Source organism: Leifsonia poae (assembly GCF_050632865.1).
GTDB lineage: Bacteria > Actinomycetota > Actinomycetes > Actinomycetales > Microbacteriaceae > Leifsonia > Leifsonia poae_B.
In genome coordinates, this window is record NZ_JBODSA010000001.1 from 551,614 (window position 1) to 572,747 (window position 21,134).

At 69.5% G+C, this 21,134-nt stretch carries 21 protein-coding genes; 15 read left to right on the forward strand and 6 right to left on the reverse strand.

Annotation, left to right across the window (positions count from 1 at the left end):
- Positions 1 to 29 precede the first annotated feature (29 nt).
- Genes atpE through ACRAWB_RS02785 form a run of 9 tightly spaced genes read left to right on the forward strand, consistent with a single transcriptional unit; the run spans position 30 to position 7,345 of the window.
- Entirely contained in the window at positions 30 to 251 is a 222-nt protein-coding gene (gene atpE / locus ACRAWB_RS02745; RefSeq protein WP_064111451.1) for an ATP synthase F0 subunit C, read from the forward strand.
- A gap of 32 nt (positions 252 to 283) precedes the next feature.
- Complete coding sequence (locus ACRAWB_RS02750) at positions 284 to 841, forward strand: F0F1 ATP synthase subunit B (RefSeq protein WP_431351951.1); 558 nt, start codon at positions 284 to 286, stop codon at positions 839 to 841.
- On the forward strand, positions 841 to 1,632 hold the full coding sequence (locus ACRAWB_RS02755) for a F0F1 ATP synthase subunit delta (protein WP_431351952.1): 792 nt from the start codon (positions 841 to 843) through the stop codon (positions 1,630 to 1,632). Before ACRAWB_RS02750 ends, ACRAWB_RS02755 begins: the two co-directional genes overlap by 1 nt.
- Before the next feature lie 22 nt (positions 1,633 to 1,654).
- On the forward strand, positions 1,655 to 3,292 hold the full coding sequence (atpA, locus tag ACRAWB_RS02760) for a F0F1 ATP synthase subunit alpha (protein ID WP_431351953.1): 1,638 nt from the start codon (positions 1,655 to 1,657) through the stop codon (positions 3,290 to 3,292).
- Positions 3,293 to 3,327: 35 nt separating this feature from the next.
- A complete protein-coding gene (locus ACRAWB_RS02765; protein ID WP_064111457.1) occupies positions 3,328 to 4,227 on the forward strand; it encodes a F0F1 ATP synthase subunit gamma in 900 nt (299 codons plus the stop codon).
- A gap of 25 nt (positions 4,228 to 4,252) precedes the next feature.
- Positions 4,253 to 5,713 (forward strand): F0F1 ATP synthase subunit beta, encoded by a 1,461-nt coding sequence (gene atpD, locus ACRAWB_RS02770; RefSeq protein ID WP_431351954.1) that lies wholly within the window; start codon positions 4,253 to 4,255, stop codon positions 5,711 to 5,713.
- A 2-nt stretch (positions 5,714 to 5,715) separates the two neighbouring features.
- Complete coding sequence (locus ACRAWB_RS02775) at positions 5,716 to 5,976, forward strand: F0F1 ATP synthase subunit epsilon (protein WP_064111460.1); 261 nt, start codon at positions 5,716 to 5,718, stop codon at positions 5,974 to 5,976.
- 1 nt (position 5,977) lies between these two features.
- Positions 5,978 to 6,535 carry an AAA family ATPase gene (locus ACRAWB_RS02780; protein WP_431351955.1) on the forward strand — a complete coding sequence of 186 codons (558 nt, stop codon included), beginning with the start codon at positions 5,978 to 5,980 and terminating at the stop codon, positions 6,533 to 6,535.
- Entirely contained in the window at positions 6,536 to 7,345 is an 810-nt protein-coding gene (locus ACRAWB_RS02785) for a YaaA family protein (RefSeq protein ID WP_431351956.1), read from the forward strand.
- 303 nt (positions 7,346 to 7,648) lie between these two features.
- On the opposite strand, the gene ACRAWB_RS02790 is transcribed toward ACRAWB_RS02785, so the two are convergent.
- Entirely contained in the window at positions 7,649 to 8,272 is a 624-nt protein-coding gene (locus tag ACRAWB_RS02790; RefSeq protein ID WP_431351957.1) for a DNA-3-methyladenine glycosylase I, read from the reverse strand.
- Complete coding sequence (locus ACRAWB_RS02795; protein ID WP_431351958.1) at positions 8,269 to 8,766, reverse strand: methylated-DNA--[protein]-cysteine S-methyltransferase; 498 nt, start codon at positions 8,764 to 8,766, stop codon at positions 8,269 to 8,271. Before ACRAWB_RS02795 ends, ACRAWB_RS02790 begins: the two co-directional genes overlap by 4 nt.
- Positions 8,767 to 8,898: 132 nt before the next feature.
- On the opposite strand from ACRAWB_RS02795, the gene ACRAWB_RS02800 reads away from it, so the two are divergent.
- On the forward strand, positions 8,899 to 9,867 hold the full coding sequence (locus ACRAWB_RS02800; RefSeq protein ID WP_431351959.1) for an aldo/keto reductase: 969 nt from the start codon (positions 8,899 to 8,901) through the stop codon (positions 9,865 to 9,867).
- A gap of 13 nt (positions 9,868 to 9,880) precedes the next feature.
- Here ACRAWB_RS02800 and ACRAWB_RS02805 read toward each other — a convergent pair whose 3' ends face one another.
- Positions 9,881 to 11,614 (reverse strand): Ig-like domain-containing protein, encoded by a 1,734-nt coding sequence (locus ACRAWB_RS02805; RefSeq protein WP_431351960.1) that lies wholly within the window; start codon positions 11,612 to 11,614, stop codon positions 9,881 to 9,883.
- A 57-nt stretch (positions 11,615 to 11,671) separates the two neighbouring features.
- Positions 11,672 to 12,463, reverse strand: a complete 792-nt coding sequence (locus ACRAWB_RS02810) for a DUF1206 domain-containing protein (RefSeq protein WP_431351961.1) — start codon at positions 12,461 to 12,463, stop codon at positions 11,672 to 11,674.
- A 108-nt stretch (positions 12,464 to 12,571) separates the two neighbouring features.
- Between ACRAWB_RS02810 and nusA the strand changes: the two genes are divergently transcribed.
- A complete protein-coding gene (gene nusA / locus ACRAWB_RS02815; RefSeq protein WP_431351962.1) occupies positions 12,572 to 13,579 on the forward strand; it encodes a transcription termination factor NusA in 1,008 nt (335 codons plus the stop codon).
- A gap of 25 nt (positions 13,580 to 13,604) precedes the next feature.
- On the opposite strand, the gene ACRAWB_RS02820 is transcribed toward nusA, so the two are convergent.
- Positions 13,605 to 16,049, reverse strand: coding sequence for a cell wall-binding repeat-containing protein (locus tag ACRAWB_RS02820; protein WP_431351963.1), 2,445 nt, complete (start codon positions 16,047 to 16,049; stop codon positions 13,605 to 13,607).
- Positions 16,050 to 16,187: 138 nt separating this feature from the next.
- Between ACRAWB_RS02820 and ACRAWB_RS02825 the strand changes: the two genes are divergently transcribed.
- The 4 genes from ACRAWB_RS02825 (at position 16,188) to ACRAWB_RS02840 (ending at position 20,254) form a co-directional block, all read left to right on the forward strand.
- Complete coding sequence (locus ACRAWB_RS02825; protein ID WP_431351964.1) at positions 16,188 to 16,439, forward strand: YlxR family protein; 252 nt, start codon at positions 16,188 to 16,190, stop codon at positions 16,437 to 16,439.
- Between the two features lie 104 nt (positions 16,440 to 16,543).
- Entirely contained in the window at positions 16,544 to 19,339 is a 2,796-nt protein-coding gene (infB, locus tag ACRAWB_RS02830) for a translation initiation factor IF-2 (RefSeq protein WP_431351965.1), read from the forward strand.
- 58 nt (positions 19,340 to 19,397) lie between these two features.
- The gene (rbfA, locus tag ACRAWB_RS02835) at positions 19,398 to 19,844 is read left to right on the forward strand and encodes a 30S ribosome-binding factor RbfA (protein WP_431351966.1); all 447 of its coding nucleotides are present in this window, start codon (positions 19,398 to 19,400) and stop codon (positions 19,842 to 19,844) included.
- 38 nt (positions 19,845 to 19,882) lie between these two features.
- Positions 19,883 to 20,254 (forward strand): YciI family protein, encoded by a 372-nt coding sequence (locus ACRAWB_RS02840; protein WP_431351967.1) that lies wholly within the window; start codon positions 19,883 to 19,885, stop codon positions 20,252 to 20,254.
- On the opposite strand, the gene ACRAWB_RS02845 is transcribed toward ACRAWB_RS02840, so the two are convergent.
- Positions 20,239 to 21,102, reverse strand: coding sequence for an A/G-specific adenine glycosylase (locus tag ACRAWB_RS02845; protein WP_431351968.1), 864 nt, complete (start codon positions 21,100 to 21,102; stop codon positions 20,239 to 20,241). The two genes, ACRAWB_RS02840 and ACRAWB_RS02845, sit on opposite strands and share 16 nt — an antisense overlap.
- Positions 21,103 to 21,134: the final 32 nt, after the last annotated feature.

Below are 21,134 nucleotides of genomic sequence, written 5' to 3' on the forward strand. Positions count from 1 at the left end.
GATCGCCATCACGGAAGGAAACACACAACGTGGACATCGCTGCAATCAACGGCAACATCGCCACCGTCGGTTACGGCCTCGCCGCCATCGGCCCGGCCATCGGCGTGGGCATCGTCGTCGGCAAGACCATCGAGGGCGTGGCCCGTCAGCCTGAGCTGGCCGGCCGTCTCCAGGTCCTGATGTACATCGGTATCGCGTTCACCGAGGCACTTGCCTTCATCGGTATCGCGACCTACTTCATCTTCGTCTGAGTCCTCTTTTCTCACTCAGTAAAGGAGGAACCATGCTCGAAAGTGTGGTGATCGCCGCGGAGGAGCAGCAGCACAATCCGCTCATCCCGGAGCCCGCTGACCTCGTCGGTGCGTTCATCTGCTTCGTCATCATCCTGTTCTTCTTCTGGAAGCTCGTGCTTCCGCGCATGAAGAAGCTGCTCGATGAGCGTGCCGAGGCGATCGAAGGCAACATCGAGAAGGCAGACGAGGCGCAGCGCAAGGCCGAGGCCCTGCTCGAGGAGTACACCGCTCAGCTCGCCGAGGCCCGCGCCGAGGCCGCGAAGATCCGCGAGACGGCTCGCACCGACGGTCAGAAGATCGTCGCGGAGGCTCGCGAGGCAGCGGCGGCCGAGGCCGCCCGCGTGACCGCGCAGGCCCAGGCGCAGCTCGAGGCGGAGCGCCAGACGGCGCTCGTGCAGCTGCGCGGCGAGGTCGGCTCGCTCGCCATCGACCTCGCGTCGACCGTCGTGCGCGAAGCGCTCGACGAGGACAAGCGCGCTCAGGCGATCGTGGACCGCTTCCTGGCGGACCTCGAGGCCGACGAGCAGAAGGCAGGATCGGGCAACTGATGGGAAGCGCCACCAGAGAAGCATTGGCCCGGTCCGTGTCGGCTCTCGCCGACCTGGGATCCAAGGCCGATCTGGCGACGGCCGAGGACCTGTTCGCCGCAGGACGAGTCGTCGCCGACTCCGCCCAGCTCCGAGCCGTCCTCAGCGACCCCACGGCCGACCCGGAGGGCAAGGCCGCGCTCGTGAAGCGCGTCTTCTCCTCCCTGTCGGAGCCGGCTGTCACGCTGCTCGGCGTCGTCGTCGCGCAGCGCTGGTCGTCGCACGACGACCTGCTCGGTGCCATCGAGGAGCTGGGGATCCGCGCGATCGCCGCCTCGGCGCCGCGGAACGTCGACATCGTGGCCGAGCTGTTCACCTTCGGAGGCGCCGTGACCTCCGACGCGCAGCTCGAGCTCGCGCTGCGCAGCAAGCTCGCCGGCACCGACTCCAAGGTCGCCCTGGTCGAGCGCCTGCTCGGCGGACGGGCGTCGAAGGAGACTCTCGCCATCGTGCGGCAGCTCGTCGAGCAGCCCCGCGGCCGCAGCATCCGGGAGTCGCTCCGTACGGCCGCGCGCATCGTGGCCGCCCAGGAGGGGCAGACCATCGCGACGGTCTACGCCGCGTCCCCGCTGCCCGAGGTCCAGGCCGAGCGCCTGCGCTCGGTGCTCAGCGCCACCTACGGCGACCTGAAGATCAACCAGGTCGTCGACCCCTCGATCATCGGCGGATTGCGCGTACAGATCGGTGACGACGTCATCGACGGAAGCATCGCATCGCGTCTGGCCGAACTCCGGCTTCAGCTGGCGGGCTGACCGCCTCAAGATAGGAATCACAATGGCAGACATCCAGATCAGCCCCGACGAGATCCGCGACGCGCTCAAGGACTTCGTCACCAAGTACGAGCCGGCGGCCGCTGAGGCGACCGAGGTCGGCCACGTCCTGGACGCCTCCGACGGCATCGCGCACGTCGAGGGCCTTCCGAGCGTCATGGCCAACGAGCTCATCCGCTTCGCCGACGGCACGCTGGGCCTCGCCCAGAACCTCGACGAGAACGAGGTCGGCGTCGTCGTCCTCGGCGAGTTCGACGACATCGTCGAGGGCATGGAGGTGACCCGCACCGGCGAGGTCCTTTCCGTCCCGGTCGGCGACGGCTACCTCGGCCGCGTCGTGGACCCGCTGGGCAACCCGATCGACGGCCTCGGCGAGATCGCCAGCGAGGGCCGCCGCGAGCTCGAGCTCCAGGCCCCCGGCGTCATGCAGCGCAAGTCGGTGCACGAGCCGCTTCAGACCGGCATCAAGGCGATCGACGCCATGATCCCCGTCGGCCGCGGCCAGCGCCAGCTCATCATCGGCGACCGCCAGACCGGTAAGACGGCCATCGCGATCGACACGATCATCAACCAGAAGGCCAACTGGGAGTCGGGCGACGAGAACAAGCAGGTCCGCTGCATCTACGTCGCGATCGGCCAGAAGGGCTCGACCATCGCCTCGGTGAAGGGCGCGCTCGAGGACGCCGGCGCGATGGAGTACACCACCATCGTCGCCGCCCCGGCCTCCGACCCCGCGGGCTTCAAGTACCTCGCCCCCTACACCGGCTCGGCCATCGGCCAGCACTGGATGTACGGCGGCAAGCACGTCCTCATCGTCTTCGACGACCTGTCCAAGCAGGCCGAGGCGTACCGCGCCGTGTCGCTCCTCCTCCGCCGTCCGCCGGGACGCGAGGCCTACCCGGGCGACGTCTTCTACCTGCACTCCCGCCTGCTGGAGCGCTGCGCAAAGCTCTCCGACGAGCTGGGCGCCGGCTCGATGACCGGTCTGCCGATCATCGAGACGAAGGCGAACGACGTCTCCGCGTACATCCCGACCAACGTGATCTCGATCACCGACGGCCAGATCTTCCTCCAGTCCGACCTCTTCAACGCTAACCAGCGTCCCGCGGTCGACGTCGGCATCTCGGTCTCCCGAGTCGGCGGCGACGCGCAGGTGAAGTCGATCAAGAAGGTCTCCGGCACGCTCAAGCTCGAGCTCGCGCAGTACCGCTCGCTCGAGGCGTTCGCGATGTTCGCATCCGACCTCGACGCGGCCAGCCGCCGTCAGCTCGCCCGTGGCGCACGCCTCACCGAGCTGCTGAAGCAGCCGCAGTACTCGCCGTACCCGGTGGAGGAGCAGGTCGTCTCGATCTGGGCCGGCACCAACGGCAAGCTCGACGAGGTGGCCGTGGAGGACGTCCTGCGCTTCGAGTCGGAGCTGCTGGACCACCTGCGCCGCAACACCGACATCCTCACGACGCTGCGCGAGACCAACGTCCTCGACGACGACACGGTCGCGAAGCTCGACTCCGAGGTGGACGCGTTCAAGCTCGAGTTCCAGACCGGTGAGGGCAAGCCCCTCGCCTCGGTCGGACGCGAGGAGTTCGAGGCCATCGACGAGGACGAGGTCGACCAGGAGCGCATCGTCAAGGCCAAGCGCTGAGCGCGGCCTGACGAGACAAGGTATTTAGGAGACACATGGGAGCACAGCTTCGGGTCTACCGGCAGAAGATCAGATCTGCCCAGACGACCAAGAAGATCACCCGTGCGATGGAGCTGATCTCCGCCTCCCGCATCCAGAAGGCTCAGGCCCGGGTGGCCGCCAGCTCGCCGTACGCCCGCGCGATCACGCGCGCGGTGTCGGCGGTGGCGACCTACTCGAACGTCGACCACGTGCTGACCACCGAGCCGGAGAAGATCGAGCGCGCTGCGATCGTCATCTTCTCGTCGGACCGCGGTCTCGCCGGCGCGTTCAACTCGAACGTCCTCAAGGAGAGCGAAAAGCTTGCCGAGCTGCTGCGCAGCCAGGGCAAGGAGGTCGTGTACTTCCTCATCGGCCGCAAGGCGCAGGGCTACTTCAGCTTCCGCCGCCGCGCGTTCGAGCGGGTCTGGACCGGCAACACGGACGCCCCGGAGTTCGAGCAGGCGAAGGAGGTCGCCGACGCGATCCTCGAGTCGTTCCTGCGCGACGCCTCCGACGGCGGCGTGGACGAGATCCACATCATCTACAACCGCTTCGTCAGCATGCTGACGCAGGAGCCGCAGGTCGTCCGCCTGCTTCCCCTGGAGGTCGTGGAGGGTGTCGAGGAGCCCGACCGCACGCAGGTCCTGCCGCTGTACGAGTTCGAGCCCGACGTGGGCACCGTCCTCGACTCGCTGCTGCCCGTCTACATCGAGAGCCGCATCTTCAACGCGATGCTGCAGTCCGCCGCTTCCAAGCACGCGGCCACGCAGAAGGCGATGAAGGCCGCGAGCGACAACGCCGACAAGCTCATCACCGACTACACGCGTCTCGCGAACAACGCCCGTCAGGCGGAGATCACCCAGCAGATCTCCGAGATCGTCGGCGGCGCGGACGCGCTGAGCTCGGCCAAGTAAAACGTCTACGAGAGAGATAGAAATCATGACTACCGCTACCGCCGAAGCCCAGGCTTCGACCGCGCAGCCGGGCGTCGGGCGCATCGCGCGCGTCACCGGCCCCGTGGTCGACATCGAGTTCCCGCACGATGCGATCCCGGGCATCTACAACGCTCTGAAGACCACGATCACGATCGGCGACGAGTCGAACGAGATCACCCTCGAGGTCGCGCAGCACCTCGGCGACGACCTGGTCCGCGCGATCGCGCTGAAGCCGACCGACGGCCTGGTCCGCGGCGGCGAGGTGCGCGACACCGGCGCCCCGATCACCGTCCCCGTGGGCGACGTGACCAAGGGCAAGGTGTTCGACGTCACCGGCGACATCCTGAACCTCGAGCCGGGCGAGACGGTGCAGATCACCGAGCGCTGGCCGATCCACCGCAACCCGCCGGCGTTCGACCAGCTCGAGTCGAAGACCCAGCTGTTCGAGACCGGCATCAAGGTCATCGACCTGCTCACCCCGTACGTGCAGGGTGGCAAGATCGGCCTCTTCGGTGGTGCGGGCGTCGGCAAGACGGTCCTCATCCAGGAGATGATCCAGCGCGTGGCGCAGGACCACGGTGGTGTGTCGGTGTTCGCCGGTGTCGGCGAGCGCACCCGTGAGGGCAACGACCTCATCCACGAGATGGAGGAGGCGGGCGTCTTCGACAAGACCGCGCTCGTCTTCGGCCAGATGGACGAGCCGCCGGGGACCCGTCTCCGCGTCGCGCTGTCCGCTCTGACGATGGCGGAGTACTTCCGCGACGTGCAGAACCAGGACGTGCTGCTCTTCATCGACAACATCTTCCGGTTCACCCAGGCGGGCTCCGAGGTCTCCACGCTGCTCGGCCGCATGCCGTCCGCGGTGGGCTACCAGCCGAACCTCGCCGACGAGATGGGCCAGCTCCAGGAGCGCATCACCTCGACCCGCGGTCACTCGATCACCTCGCTGCAGGCGATCTACGTGCCGGCCGACGACTACACCGACCCGGCGCCGGCGACCACGTTCGCGCACCTCGACGCCACGACCGAGCTCTCCCGTGAGATCGCGTCGAAGGGCCTCTACCCGGCCGTCGACCCGCTGACCTCGACCTCGCGCATCCTCGACCCCCGTTACCTGGGCGAGGACCACTACCGCGTGGCCACCACGGTCAAGCAGATCCTCCAGAAGAACAAGGAGCTGCAGGAGATCATCGCCATCCTCGGTGTCGACGAGCTCTCCGAAGAGGACAAGATCACGGTGTCGCGTGCGCGCCGCATCCAGCAGTTCCTCTCGCAGAACACCTACATGGCGAAGAAGTTCACCGGTGTGGAGGGCTCGACCGTTCCGCTGAAGGACACCATCGAGTCGTTCGACGCGATCGCCAAGGGCGAGTTCGACCACGTCGCCGAGCAGGCCTTCTTCAACGTCGGTGCGATCTCCGACGTCGAGGAGAAGTGGGCGCAGATCCAGAAGGAGAACGGCTGAGCATGGCTGTCCTCAACGTGAGCGTCGTCGCCGCCGACCACGAGGTGTGGTCGGGCGAGGCGAGCATGGTCGTCGCGCGGACCGTGGAGGGGCAGATCGGTATCCTGCCCGGCCACGAGCCGCTGCTCGCCATCCTCGCCGAGGGCGAGGTGCGCGTCACCCTGAACGGGGGAGAGTCGGTCACGGCGAACGCCGATGACGGCTTCCTCTCCGTCGAGAACAACACGGTCACGATCGTGGCCCGCCAGGCCGAGCTGGTCTGACATGGCTGAACCGGGAGCCCCGCTGGAGCGCCAGTTCGGAGACGTCCGCGTCCCGATGCTGGTGGCGATGGCGGGGCTTCCTGGTTCCGGCAAGTCCACCATCGCGGAGATCCTGGCCGGCCGCCTCGGCGCGACGGTGATCTCGGTGGACCCGATCGAGGCGTCGATCCTCCGCGCGGGGATCGATTCCGATCAGCCGACCGGGCTCGCGGCCTACCTCGTCGCCGAGACGATGGCCGAGCAGGTGCTGCTCTCCGGACACTCGGTCGTCGTGGACGCCGTCAACGCCGTGGAGCCGGCGCGCCTGCAGTGGCGCGATCTGGCGGAGCGGTGCGACGTGAAGCTCCGGGTCGTCGAGACGGTGTGCTCCGACCCGGAATTGCACGAGGAGCGGCTGTCCAAGCGCTCGCCCCTCGTCGCGGCGTACGCCGTCGAGCAGAACACCGAGGAGTACGACGAGTGGCGGGGCGCCTGCGGCTCTCTTCCGCGTGTCACGCTCGACACCTCGGGCCCCCTGGGCGAGAACGTCGACGCCGCCCTGGACTTCGTGGCGGGCTGAGTGCTCATCCTGCTCCCGCCCTCGGAGACCAAGAGGGACGGGGGAGCGGGGTCTCCGCTCGCCCTCGACCGCCTGAGCTTCCCTGAGCTCCACCCCGTCCGCCGCGAGGTGGTGGGTGCGCTGGTGGAGCTGTCCGCCGACCGCGAGGCGTCGGTGAAGGCGCTCAAGCTCGGCCCCAAGCAGGCAGGCGAGGTGGAGCGGAACCGGTCGCTCCCGACAGCGCCCACGATGCGGGCGCTCGAGCGGTACACCGGCGTGCTCTACGACGCGCTGGAGGCGTCGTCGCTGTCCGACGCCGAATGGCAGGCTGCCGCCGAGTCGGTGGCGGTCCAATCGGCGCTGTTCGGACTCGTGGGCGCTGCCGACCCCATCCCCGCGTACCGGCTCTCCTTCGACTCGAAGCTGTCGACGAAGCGGGGCGCCGCATCGCTCAAGAAACGCTGGGCCGCCGCCGGTGCGGCGGCGCTGGCGGAGCGCGACGACCTCCTGCTCGATCTCCGGTCGGAGGGGTACGCGGCGCTCGCGCCGCTCCCGGACCGGGAAGGCGCCCACTATGTCCGCGTGCTGGCTCGCGGGGACGACGGCCAGGTGCGCGCACTGAACCACTTCAATAAGCAGGCCAAGGGGCTGCTGACCCGCGCCATCGTGGAGGCCGGAGCATCTTTCGGCTCCACTGACCACCTGCTGGAGTGGGCAGAGGAGGAGGGCTACGAGCTGCGGCCGGCGGCCGACGGCTCCCGTGATCTGCTGCTCGTGGTGCCCGAGGTGCGCGGTGTTCCGGGCCGTCTCATGGCGGCATTGCGCGCCTGAATGTCTCACGGAATCTTCGTGCGACACACCGCGAATTCCCAGTGGTGCAGTGATGAAAAGTGAGATAAGCTCACGACCAAGAGAGAGGATCACTGATCCGAGGCGTAGGCGCGCACGTGTGCAGACCTTACGACCTCAACAAGTCGGGCCGATGTGCGGAGGCCGGCGCGTCATCCCCATGCGTCGTTTCCCCGTCGGAGTGTGAGGCACCAAGAATCCGCCTGCGGTCGGGCACGAGCGGTATCGCCCTCACCAGCGAGAATCCGGCGGTGGAGTCCTTCGCCGTCGGCCCGACTCTCTCGGTTACTCGCCCGCGCGGAAGCAGCCCTCGAAATGGTCGTCGACCATCCCCGTGGACTGCATGAGCGCGTACATGGTGGTCGGCCCGACGAAGCGGAAGCCGCGCCGCCGCAGCTCCTTGCTCATCGCCGTCGACTCCGGGGTGACCGCCGGTACGTCGCCCCACGATCTCGGACGCCGGCGCTCTCGGTGCCCGGGCGCGAACCCCCACATCAGCTCCTCGAGCGGCACATCGAGCGCCAGCACCGCCCGGGCGTTGGCGATGGTCGCCTCGATCTTGCCGCGGTGCCGAATGATGCGCGCGTCCTGCAGTAGTCGCTCCACATCGGACTCCGTCATCCCGGCGACCTTCTCAGGCTCGAAGTTCAGGAAGTCTTCGCGGAACGCCGGACGACGGCGCAGGATGGTGATCCACGACAGCCCGGCCTGGAACCCCTCGAGGCACAGCTTCTCGTACAGCGCCCGCGGATCGTGCTGCGGACGCCCCCACTCCTCGTCGTGGTACCTCTGGTACTCCGGATCGCTCGCCGCCCAGGAGCAGCGCGCGAGCCCGTCGGCGCCGACCACGAGGGCGGTGCGCTCCGGCACCTCGGCAGGCGAGGCGGCTTCGTCGGTCGATGCGCTCATGCGGCCAGCATGATCCCCTCGTGCTCGAGCAGCCAGATCTTGGTCGGGATGCCGTCGCCTCCGCTGTAGCCGGTGACGCGCCCGCTCGAAGACAGGACGCGGTGGCAGCCGACGATGATCGGCACGGGGTTGGCGCCGACCGCGCCGCCGATGGCCCGGCCGTAGCCGGCATGGCCGAGCGAGGCGCCCAGCTCGCCGTAGGAGACGAAGGTGCCGAACTCGAGTGCCGCGAGCTGTTCCCAGACCGCCTGCCGGAACGGCGTGCCCTGCAGCCGCACGGGCACGTCGAAGGCGCGGCGTGAGCCGTCGAAGTACTCGGCGAGCTGCGCCGCCGCGTCGTCGAGCACGGCCGTGCTGCGTTCTGGGTGCTCCTCGAGCGGCAGCCGCCCGGCGCGCTCGATGGAGAGCGACGTCACGGCGGTGCCGTCGCTGGTGAGTTCGAGCCTCCCGATGGGGCTCGGTGTGCGAAGGAGGTAGGCGAAGGAACTGCTCATGGATCGACTCTAGGGTGCACCGCCGACGCGCACTCGCGAGAATCGGACATCGGGGATAACTCGCGAACACCGCTGCCTGTGGACAGGTTCAGCCCGCCCATCCGGCCGTCATCGCGTGCCTAGACTCGGAGCATGGCGAACATCGAATACCGCACCCTCGGCCGCTCCGGTCTGGTCGTCTCCACCGTCGGGCTCGGCTGCAACAACTTCGGCCGCAAAGACACCCTGACCGAGACGCAGGAGGGCACGGACGCGGTCATCGACGCCGCGATCGACGCGGGCGTGACGCTGTTCGACACCGCCGACATCTACGGCAAGGAGCGCGGCCTCTCCGAGACGCTGATGGGCAACTCCCTGAAAGGCAAGCGCGACCGCATCGTCCTGGCGACCAAGTTCGGGATGGACATGGAGGGCGTCAACGGCCCCGATTGGGACGCCCGCGCGTCCCGACGCTACATCCGCCTCGCGGTCGAGAGCTCGCTCCGCCGCCTGCAGACGGACTGGATCGACCTCTATCAGCTGCACCGACCGGACGGCATCACGCCGATCGAGGAGACGCTGGCGACGCTGGACGACCTCATCCGCGAGGGCAAGATCCGCTACATCGGCCACTCGAACCTCGCCGGCTGGGAGATCGCGGAGGCCGAGTTCACCGCCGAGCTGAACCACCACCCGAAGTTCGTCTCGGCCCAGAACGAGTACAACCTGCTCACCCGCGACGCCGAACGGGAGGTGCTGCCCGCGGTGAACCGGTACGGCCTCGGCTTCCTGCCCTACTTCCCGCTCTACAACGGTCTCTTCACCGGCAAGTTCACGCGCGAGGGCGGCCCGGCCGACAGCCGCATCATGAACCTGCGCAGGCACCTGCTGGACAACGCGCCGTGGGACCGCATGGACCGCTTCCAGGCGTTCTGCGACGAGCACGGCGTGACGATGCTCGAGGCGACGTTCGGCTGGCTGCTGGCCCAGCCGGGGCTCACCAGCGTGATCGCCGGGGCGACCAAGCCCGAGCAGATCGTCGCGAACGCCGAAGCCGCGACCGCGTGGACCCCGTCCGCTGACGAGGTCCACGCGATCTCGGAGATCTTCGCCGCCGACTGACGACGTCCGCTGGTCAGCCGAGGGCGTGCGCGCGCCGTCTGCGAGCCAGGAGGAACGCCGCGAAGGCGAGGCCGACCACCCCGAGCGCCGCGAGGACACGGGCGTCGACCAGCGGCAGTTCGGGGACCCGGGACGCGTCGAGCACGTCGACGTCCACGCTCGCCGTACGGGTCACTCCGTTGTCGACCTCCGTCGCGGTGAGCGTGACGGAGCCGGCCGAGAGGGTGCCCGCCGCGGGCTGCACCGACCACATGCCGTCCGCGCCGACGGTCGTAGTGCCGACGGTGGCGCCGGTGGCCGTGACGGTGATCGTCGCCCCCGGCGTTCCGGTTCCCGTGATCCTCGCACTGCCGTCATCGAGGAACGGCTTCCCGTCTGCCGGGTGGGTGAAGGCGAGCGGGTGCGTCTCGTCCGGGACGACCGGGTCCGGGTCGGGGTCCGTCGTGGCGCTCTCCGTGGAGAGGCTAATGGTGTACCTGCCCAGCGAACCGTAGTCGCTGTACTTGCCCTCGATGCGCGGGTCGCCGGACCCGACGCCGGTGACGAGCGCCGTGTAGGTCGCGGGCGTCGACGGCAGAACGGCGGTCCAGCTCGCGTCGAGGCCCGAGGCCTCGACGGCGTTGATCGTGTCGACCGGCGGGTCGACGGTGGCGACCGTGGTGCCGTTCTCGTCCAGGATCGTGAGCTGGGCGTCCAGGTTGGCGTACGGACCCTCGGTCACCGCGACCGTGGTGTTGCCGGCGGCCGTGAAGCGGAACGCGTCGACGTCCGTCCGGGTCTGGATGATGCCGGCGACGGGCGCGGAGGCGTCGAGCGCCCAGGCGGTGGCGGACGTGTCTCCGAACTCGTCCTCCTGGCCGGAGGCCGCGGCGATGATCGCCACGTCGTCCTGCCCCGGGTTGTTCGCGTCCGGGTACTCGCCGTGCGACCACTGCGTCACGGGCATCGAGTAGTTGGCGCCCATGATCGGCTCCCAGGGCCATTCACCGAGGTAGTAGGAGCGGGTGGAGGTGCCGTGGTGCCGGAGCCCGAAGGTGTGTCCGACCTCGTGGGAGATCGACTCTCCGACATCCTTGCTGAGCGGACGGCGCGTCCCCTCGTCCTTCGTGAACACCCACGCCCCACCGAGGTAGTCGTGTCCGTAGACGTGGGGCAGCGAACCGATCTGCCCGATCCCGCCGCAATCGCAGTTCGTGCTCACCGGACCGTCCGTGGTGATCCAGACCTCGGTGCCGTAGAGGTCGTCCTCCGGCGCCGTGCGGTCGATGGCGCCCTTGCCCAGGTTTTTTGTCGTCACATTGACCTCGAATGGCGCGAAGTCCTCGGCGACCAGCTGCCACATGCGCTGGACCTCGGCGAGCTCCTGATCGTCGAAGGCGGTGCTGACGGGGGCGTTCATCGAGAAAGGCTCGACCGTGATCGGTTTGCCGTCGTTGTAGTCGTCGCTCCAGACGTTGCCGGCGACGGTCCCGCCGACGAAGTTCAGGTACACCGTGCGCTTGGCGCCAGGGAGCGACTGGAGCTCGAAGGTCTCGGACAGAGGCGCAGGCGGCGGCGTCGGGAGCGAGCGCTGCGAGATCAGCGGCCCCTCCGCGGCGACCGGTTTCGGGTCGATGACGACCTCGTGCGCGGGCGGTGGAGCCGGAGTGGTCGCCGCGGTGACGGCCGACGCTGCCGCGCCCACGGGCGCGGCGACGCCCAGCGCGGTCACAGCAAGCGCGGCCAGCCCGAAGGAGATATTTCGCATGAAAACCACCCTAGGGTCACATGCGTCACCTCAATCCATTGCGGTCATTCGGTGCGATCACGGCTCCTTCAGCCTGGACGCGAACGCGCGGACGCACCAGAACAGCCCGTAGGCGATCAGCCCCAGGGCGATGAGGATCAGCAGGAAGACTCCGAAGGGCACCTTCGTCAGCGCCTTCAGGCTGCCGTCGAGCCCGCCCGCCTTGCTCGGGTCGGAGGTGATCGCGCCGAACACGACGAGGCCGCCGACGATGATGAGAGCGACGCCCTTCGCGACATACCCGACACGGCCGAGCGTCGTGGTGATGTACGCCCAGCGGTTCGGCGGGAGGCGCAGGTCGCGCTCGAAGCGGTGGGTCACGCCGTTGAAGATGAACACCGCGCCGACGATCACGATGACCACGCCGATGGCTGCGAGAAGGAAGACGCCGCCGGGCATGGCGAGCAGTTTGGCGGAGCTCGACTTCTCCGAGGACGACGAGTTGCTTCGCCCGCCCAGGGCGATCGAGATCGCGATCACGGCGAGGGCGGCGTAGACGACGCACTTCAGCACCTCCGTGATCTTCTCGCCGGCTCCGTGCGCCGTGATCGCCTGAAGGATCTGCCACAGCGAAAGGAAGATCAGTCCGACGATCACCGCCCAGAGGGCGAAGAGGCCGCCGGGCACGGCGACGACCGCCTGGAGGGCACCCGACTGGTCGGCGTTGCCGCCCGTGCCCGCCGCGACCGCCAGGGCGATGATCCCGATCAGGATGTGCAGGATGCCGATGGCGAACAGCCCGACGCGGGCCAGCACGCGCACGGCGGGCTGGCGCTCGACGCGGGCGGCCGCTCGGGTAGGGGACGTCATGCCGTGCACGGTACCCGGCTCACACGGCTTCCGGAATCTCGGGTACCCTGGAGGACTGAGTCCGCCGCGCCATCGCGCGGCGGCGAGATCTGAATAGAGGAGGCCGGCATGGACATCGACCTCAGCGTCTTGCGTCTCATGGAGCGCGAGAAGGAGATCCCGTTCGACGAGCTGGTGCAGATCATCGAACAGGCCATCCTTACCGCTTACCTGAAGCACACCAACCAGGCCGACCACCGGCACGGTCACAGCGACCAGCCGCCGGCCGCGCGCGTGCACCTCGACCGCAAGACGGGTCATGTCACCGTCTACGTGCCCGAGCGCGACGAGGAGGGCAACGTCATCGGCGAGGCCGAGGACAGCCCGAGCGACTTCGGCCGCATCGCCGCCTTCGCCGCGAAGCAGGTCATCAACCAGCGTCTGCGCGACATCGCGGACGACGCGGTGCTGGGCGAGTTCCGGGGCCGCGAGGGCGACATCGTCGCCGGCGTCATCCAGCAGGGTCCGAACCCGCGGATGATCCACGTCGACCTCGGCACGGTGGAGGCCATCCTCCCGCCCGAGGAGCAGGTGCCGGGCGAGGAGTACACGCACGGGTCGCGCATCCGCGTCTACGTCACGAGCGTGACGAAGGGCCCGAAGGGTCCGTCGATCACGGTGTCGCGCACGCACCCGGCGCTCGTCCGCAAGCTGTTCGCGCTCGAGGTCCCGGAGATCGCGAGCGGCGTCGTCGAGATCGTCTCGCTGGCTCGCGAGGCCGGCCACCGCACGAAGATCGCCGTGCGCGCGACCGAGCCGGGTGTGAACGCCAAGGGCGCCTGCATCGGCGAGCTGGGGCAGCGCGTCCGGGCGGTCACGGCGGAGCTGAACAACGAGAAGATCGACATCGTCGACTACTCGCCCGACCTCGCGACCTTCGTGTCGAGCGCGCTGAGCCCGGCCAAGGTCACAAGCGCCTTCGTCATCGACGAGTCGCTGAAGGCCGTTCGGGCGCTCGTGCCCGACTACCAGTTGTCGCTCGCGATCGGCAAGGAGGGTCAGAACGCCCGCCTCGCGGCGAAGCTGACGGGCGCGAAAATCGACATCCAGCCGGATTCGATCCTCGACCGGGACTGACCGCGGTTGATGTGCCGCTGGCGGCCTACTTCGCGTAGGCCGCCAGCGCCGTCTTGACCGCGTCCGACACCACGTTCGTCCCGCCGACCAGCGCGATGCGGGTCGGCCCGAGCCGCGACAGCTGCGAGCCGGTCGGCGCGGGCACGGCGCCGGGCAGCGTGAGCAGCAGGGGCGCGCCCTTCTGCCCCGCGGCGGCCGAGGCCGACAGCGCATCGGGGAAGTCGAGACCCGATGCCACGAAGACGTTCGCGGTTCCGGCCGGGAACGCCTTGGCGACCGCAGCCGCCGACTCGAACCGATCGCTGCCGCTGAGGCGCGTCACGGACCCCGCCGTGTACGCCTTCAAGGCGGTGAGCACGGCATCCGAGACGGCGTTCGGACCGCCGACCACGACGATCGACTTCGGCGCGACGCGCTTCAGCTCCGTGGCGGTCGGCGCGGGGAGGGAGCCCTGCGCCGTCAGCAGCAGGGGAGCCCCGCTCGTGCGGGCCGCCAGCGCGCCCGCGGCCAGCGCGTCGGGGAAGGCTTGACCCGAGACCACGTACGCGACCTGCGCGCCGACGGTCGCGGTTGCCCGCGACACCGCGGCACTCGTCTCGAAGCGGTCCGACCCGCTCAGCCGCGTCACCGATCCGGTGGTGAAGCCCTTCAACTGGGTCGTCACCGCGTCCGACACGCTGTTCACGCCGCCCAGCACGACGATCTTCGCCGGGTGTAGCCGTTTCAGTTCCGTCTGCACTGCCACCGGGATCGCGCCCGGTTGCACGAGCAGCACCGGCCCGTGCGCCCGCGCGGCGGCGGGGGAGCCGGACAGCGCATCCGGGAACTGCAAACCCGACGCGATGTAGGCGACCGGCGCGTTCGCCGCGAAGGTCGCCGCCGACACCGCTGCGCTCGTGCCGAACCGGTCGTCGCCGTCCAGCCGTACGACCTTCTGCGCGCCCGCCGGGATCGAGTACGCCCGCAGCTTGCCGCCGCCGTCGGTGAAGTACAGCGCGCCGTTGACGACGATGGGGCTCTGCCAGTGGAGCCCGTTCGCCCCGGCGGACGCATCCGTCCACAGCTGCGCGCCGGTGGCGGGGTTCAGCGCCCGGACGCCGTTGTGGGAGAGGTAGAAGAGCACGCCGCCCGCGATGATGGGCGTGGTCCCGCCGACGGTCTGCGACCAGGCCGTCGAGAGCTCGGGCTTGCCTCCGACCGAGGCGAGCTTCAGCGCGGAGATGCCGCTGTTGTTGGCGATGAACACCCACGAGGTGCCCGACCCGTCGACCCAGTTGGCCGGCTGGGTGAGCACTTGGCCGCCCTGCGGCACGGCGATGTTCTGCACCTCGCCGCCCGTCGCACCGTGACCCGCGCCCCCGAGCCTCGCGGTGTTCAGGAGCCGGATCCGCCCGTCCTTCCCGCTCTGAACGGCCAGGTGCGAGAGGTCCGACTCGGCCGGCGGGGCGACGACCTGCGGCGCGGTGCTGCCGAGATCGGCGTCCTGCTGGTTGAGCTGCGCGTAGTTGGTCGGGGTGTAACTGTCGACGGGACCGCCGTTGCTCCCGCTGCCGTCCGGGTTGATGGCGAGGACCGTGTCGCCCCAGTTGCGGGAGCCGTCGAACACCGAGTTGCCGGTGGCGAACAGGATGCGCTGCGTGCCCGCGTCCCACACCACGCTCGGGCGCGCCCAGACCGCCGACTGAACATTCGCGCACGCGCCTGCCCCGAGGTGGCCGGTCTTGTCGCTGCAGAGGGAGTTGAAGACCTTCTGGGATCCGCTGGCCAGGTCGATCGTCGTGACGTGCCCCTGATAGTCGCCGCGGTCGCCGGGGTAGCCGCCGTTAGCGACGTACAGATAGGTGTGGCCCCCGGTGCTGACGATGCTCAGCGCGGGCGAGCTCTTCTCGTCGTACGGCTTGACCGTCGCCACCTGCGGCCAGCCGCCGCCCGTCGTCTCGGCGCCCGAGCCGGTCGCGTACTTGTGCACCTTGCCGTCGAGTCCGTAGCTGTAGACGAACGCGCCGCTCGGGTCGACGGCGGGGGAGGAGGTGGTATAGCAGACGTTGGCGCCCTTGTTGATCCGGCAGGAGCCCGGGCCGTTCTGGTGCGCCCACACCTCCGCGCCCGTCCGGGCGTCGGTGGCGGTGATCCAGCCGTCCTTGGTCGTCGTGAACAGCAGGTCGCGCGTGCCGCCCGCGGTCGCGACGCCCGGCTGCTCGACGGGCGGCCCGTCCGACACGCCACGGAGCGTCGCCGTGAACAGCGGCTTGAGGCTGCCGACGGTCGACGGAATGATCTGCGTCTCCGCGGCGTTGACACCGTAGTGCGAGGGGCCGTTCCCGAACTGGCTCCACGCGACGGGCGCCGCCTCGGCGGGCGCGACCGCCGGCTGCATCACCGCGAGAGCGGTGGCGGCCAGAGCCGCGGCCAGGGTGAGGTGGAGCAGGCGCCGTCCTGCGGGATGCGCGTCGTCGCGTTCAGTGGTCATGGTCCCTCCCAGCGCGAAGTCTCCACCGATCGGTGGACCGCTGCCAGTCCTCCACACGACGGACTCGCCGGGGGACGACTAGCCTGGGACGGGCGCCCGGCGCCGTCAGGTTCGGCGCAGCGCGCCGGGAGGAGTAAGATGGAATCCGTCAGAACGTGCGTCGGATGCCGTTCTCGCGCTCCCCGGTCCTCTCTTCTGAGGGTCGTCGTCCAGGAATCGGAACTCGTGGCGGACCCGTCCGCCACCCGACCGGGACGGGGTGCGTGGCTTCATCCGACAGCCGAGTGCTTCGACCTCGCGGTCAAGCGCCGGGCCTTCGGCCGGGCGCTCCGCGTAGAAGGAGCCCTCGACACCGCGGCCATCCGGTCGCAATTCATTAGAACAGGCTGAAGAAGTTGACTTCACATGAGTGACAACCGATGAGCGGCTCGAAATGAGTACCGTCCGCTACTAACGCCTGCCCTGTCCGGGGTAGGCCCCCAGACAGGAGAATTGTGGCTGCAAAACCACGCGTACACGAGGTCGCGAGCGAACTCGGCGTCGACAGCAAGGTCGCGCTCGCGAAGCTCAAGGAGATGGGCGAGTTCGTCAAGGGCCCGTCCTCGAGCATCGAGCCTCCGGTAGCACGCAAGCTGCGTGCCGCCCTCGAGGCCGAGGGCGCCAAGCCGTCCGCCGACAAGGCGACCGCTGCTGCGCCCAAGGCGCCGTCGCAGGCGCCGCGTCCGGCTGCGCCGCGCCCGCAGCAGGCGTCGTCCGGTTCGACCGGTTCGTCCGACACCGCCGCAGGCCCCAAGCCGCAGGCGCCGATGTCGGTCGCCGAGCGTCAGGCCGCGGCTGAGAAGGCCGCTGCTGAGAAGGCGGCCGAGAAGGCTGCTGAGAAGGCCGCCGGCACCCCCGCCCCGAGCTCGTCGAGCCAGGGCAAGCCGTCCACTCCGGACGCCGCCAAGCCCGCGGGCCCGCGCCCCGGCGCCGGCAGCATCCCGCGTCCGAGCGCCCCGCGCCCGGGCAACAACCCGTACTCGAGCAACCAGGGCATGGGCCAGCGTCCGCCGCGTCCGGGCAACAACCCGTTCTCGTCGTCGCAGGGCATGGGCCAGCGTCCCTCGCCCGGCAACATCCCGCGTCCCACCCCGCCGCGTCCCGGCTCGCCGCGCGTCGGCGCGCCCGGCCAGGGCGGCGGCAACCGTCCCGGTCGTCCGGGCGGCGGCGGCGGTCGTCCCGGCTTCCAGCAGCGCCCCGGCAGCGGCGGCGGTGCGGGTGCCGGTGCAGGCGCCGGCGGCTTCCAGCGTCCAGGCGGCGGCTTCGGCGGCCCGCGTCCCGGTGGAGGCGGCGGTCGTGGCCGTGGCCCCGGCGGTGGTACCGCCGGTGCGTTCGGTCGCGGAGGCGGCAAGAGCAAGGCACGCAAGTCGAAGCGCGCGAAGCGTCAAGAGTTCGAGATGCGGGAGGCCCCGTCGCTGGGCGGCGTGAGCGTTCCCCGCGGCAACGGCGACACGGTCATCCGACTGCGTCGCGGCTCCTCGATCTCCGACTTCGCCGACAAGATCGACGCGAACCCCGCGTCGCTGGTCACCGTCCTCTTCCACCTGGGCGAGATGGCGACCGCGACCGAATCGCTCGACGAGGCCACCTTCGAGGTGCTGGGCGAGGAGCTGGGCTACAAGATCCAGGTCGTGTCGCCCGAGGACGAGGACAAGGAGCTCCTGGAGGGCTTCGACATCGACCTCGACGCCGAGCTGGAGGGCGAGTCCGACGAAGACCTCGAGATCCGTCCGCCGGTCGTGACCGTCATGGGTCACGTCGACCACGGTAAGACGCGACTCCTCGACGCCATCCGCAACGCGAACGTCGTCGCGGGCGAGGCCGGCGGCATCACCCAGCACATCGGTGCGTACCAGGTGTGGACGGAGCACGACGGCATCGAGCGTGCCATCACCTTCATCGACACCCCGGGTCACGAGGCGTTCACCGCCATGCGTGCCCGTGGTGCGCAGGTCACCGACATCGCGATCCTCGTGGTCGCGGCGGACGACGGCATCATGCCGCAGACCATCGAGGCGCTGAACCACGCCCAGGCGGCCAACGTGCCGATCGTGGTCGCGGTGAACAAGATCGACAAGCCCGACGCCAACCCGGCCAAGGTGCGACAGCAGCTCACCGAGTTCGGCCTGGTGGCGGAGGAGTACGGCGGCGACGTCCTGTTCGTCGACGTCTCGGCCCGCAACAACATCGGCATCGACGACCTGCTCGACGCCGTGCTGCTCACGGCCGACGCCGGTCTCGACCTGCGTGCGAACCCGAACAAGGACGCCCGCGGTGTCGCGATCGAGGCGAAGCTCGACAAGGGCCGCGGCGCCGTGGCGACCGTGCTCATCCAGTCCGGAACGCTCCGGGTCGGCGACGCGATCGTGGCGGGCACCGCCTACGGCCGTGTCCGTGCGATGGCCGACGAGAACGGCGACGCCGTCTTCGAGGCTGCTCCGTCGCGTCCGGTCCAGGTGCAGGGTCTGTCCAGCGTCCCGCGCGCCGGTGATGTCTTCCTCGTCACCGAGGAGGACCGCACCGCCCGGCAGATCGCCGAGAAGCGCGAGGCCGCCGAGCGCAACGCGCAGCTGGCGAAGGCCCGCAAGCGCATCTCGCTCGAGGACTTCACCCGCGCTCTGGAAGAGGGCAAGGTCGAAGCGCTCAACCTCATCATCAAGGGCGACGTGTCCGGTGCCGTCGAGGCGCTGGAGGAGTCGCTGATGAAGATCGAGGTCGACGATTCGGTCAGCCTCCGCATCCTGCACCGCGGCGTCGGCGCGATCACCGAGTCGGACATCGACCTGGCGACCATCGACAACGCGATCGTGATCGGCTTCAACGTCCGTCCGGACGTGAAGGCGCGCGAGCGTGCGGCCCGCGAGGGTGTGGACGTCCGCTTCTACTCGGTCATCTACAACGCCATCGAGGACATCGAGAACTCGCTGAAGGGCATGCTCAAGCCCGAGTTCGAAGAGGTCCAGTCGGGTGTGGCCGAGATCCGCGAGGTGTTCCGCTCCTCCAAGTTCGGCAACATCGCCGGTGTCATCGTCCGGTCCGGAACGATTACGCGCAACGCCAAGGCGCGCGTCATCCGCGACGGCGTCGTGGTGGGGGACAACCTCGCCATCGAGTCGCTGCGCCGGTTCAAGGACGACGTCACGGAGGTCCGTACGGACTTCGAGGCCGGTATCGGCCTCGGCAAGTACAACGACATCCAGGTCGGCGACGAGATCGAGACGACGGAGCTTCGCGAGAAGCCTCGCGTGTAGTCGCGAACGATGGCCGGTGGCTGACGCCACCGGCCATCGTGCTTGAAGGGAGAGAATCATGGCTGATCCGGCACGCGCGAGGAAGCTCGCGGACAGGATCAAGGAGATCGTCGCCAAGCGGCTCGACCGCGGCCTGCGCGACCCGCGCCTGGGCTTCGTGACTATCACGGACGTCCAGGTGACCGGCGACCTGCAGCACGCGACCGTCTTCTACACGGTGTATGGCACCGAGCAGGAGCGCGAGGACTCGGCGGCCGCGCTGAAGGCGGCGACCGGGATGCTGCGCAGCGAGGTGGGCAAGAACATCACCGCGCGGCTGACGCCGACGCTGGAGTTCCAGCTCGACGCCATCCCCGAGAACGCCGCCCACATCGAGGACCTGCTGCGGGAGGCGCGCGAGCGCGACACCACGGTCGCGGGCCTCGCCGCGGGCGCGAGCTACGCCGGCGACGAGGACCCGTACGTGAAGCCTCGCGAGTTCGATGAGGACGACGAGGAGGAGTGACCTCCCACCCGGGTCGGGGTCGGTCCTAGGCTGACGGCATGTTCGCCGTCTCGTTCTACGACCCCGATCCGGACGCCTCGCCCGACAGCTTCCAGCGCATCGCCGAGGCGTACCCGCGACATCGCGCCTACCTGGACGAGTTCGCGAAGGGCGGCGAGGTGCTGATGATCGGCACCTTCGGCGAGCCGATGACCCAGGGGTCCATGGCGATCTTCCGGTCTCGGGAGGCCGCCGAGCGGTTCCGCGAGGGCGACCCGTTCGTCACCGAAGGCCTCGTGTACCGGTCGCGCATCCTGGACTGGGACCCGCTCGTCTTCCCCGTCGCGATCCGCGAATCGCTCGCGGATGCGGTCGACACGCCGTCCGCGACCGCAACGACGAGCAATTCGGCGGATCAGGGGAGCGTGTAGCCGCCCTCTGCCGCGACGGCCAGGCCGTCGGCGACGAGTCCCGCGAGTGCACGGTCGCGCTGTGCGGCGTCCGGCCACACCGCCTCGAGCTCCGTCGCGCTGACCGGGATGTGCGACGCGCGGAGCTCCGCGAGGATGCGGCCGCGCACCTGCCGGTCGCTGCCCTCGTACTTCTTCTGCACCGCCTTGCGCGGCCCGTCGTAGGCTGGATAGCCCGCCTGCCGCCACGCGCACGTCTCGGCGAGCGGGCACGCGTCACAGCGCGGTGTGCGGGCGACGCAGACGATCGCGCCGAGCTCCATCATCCCGGCGTTGAACGCCGTCGCCGCGGGCCGGTCCTCTGGGAGCAGTGCCTCCATCGCAGCGAGGTCGCGCTTCGAGGGCGGCCCGGGCTCGGCCTGTCCGTCCACCGCGCGGGCGATGACCCGGCGGATGTTGGTGTCCACGACAGGATGCCGGTGGCCGTAAGCGAAGGCCGCGACGGCCCGCGCGGTGTAGTCGCCGATCCCCGGCAGCGCGAGGAGCGCATCCACATCCTCCGGCACGACCCCGCCGTGCTTCTCGGTGATCGCGACCGCCGCGGCATGCAGCCAGAGCGCGCGACGCGGGTAGCCGAGCGACTGCCAGGCGCGCACCGCCTCGCCCGGCGGGACCGCCGCGAGGTCGGCCGGCGTGGGCCAGCGCGTCAGCCACTCCTCGAGCCGCGGGATGACCCGGCTCACGGGAGTCTGCTGCAGCATGAACTCGCTGACCAGCGTCCCCCAGGCCGTGAAGCCGTCGCGCCGCCAGGGCAGGTCGCGCCGGTTGGCGTGGTACCAGGCCACCACCGTCCCGGCGAAGTCGTGCATGCTTCGAGGCTAACCGGTGCGCGGCCTATGCT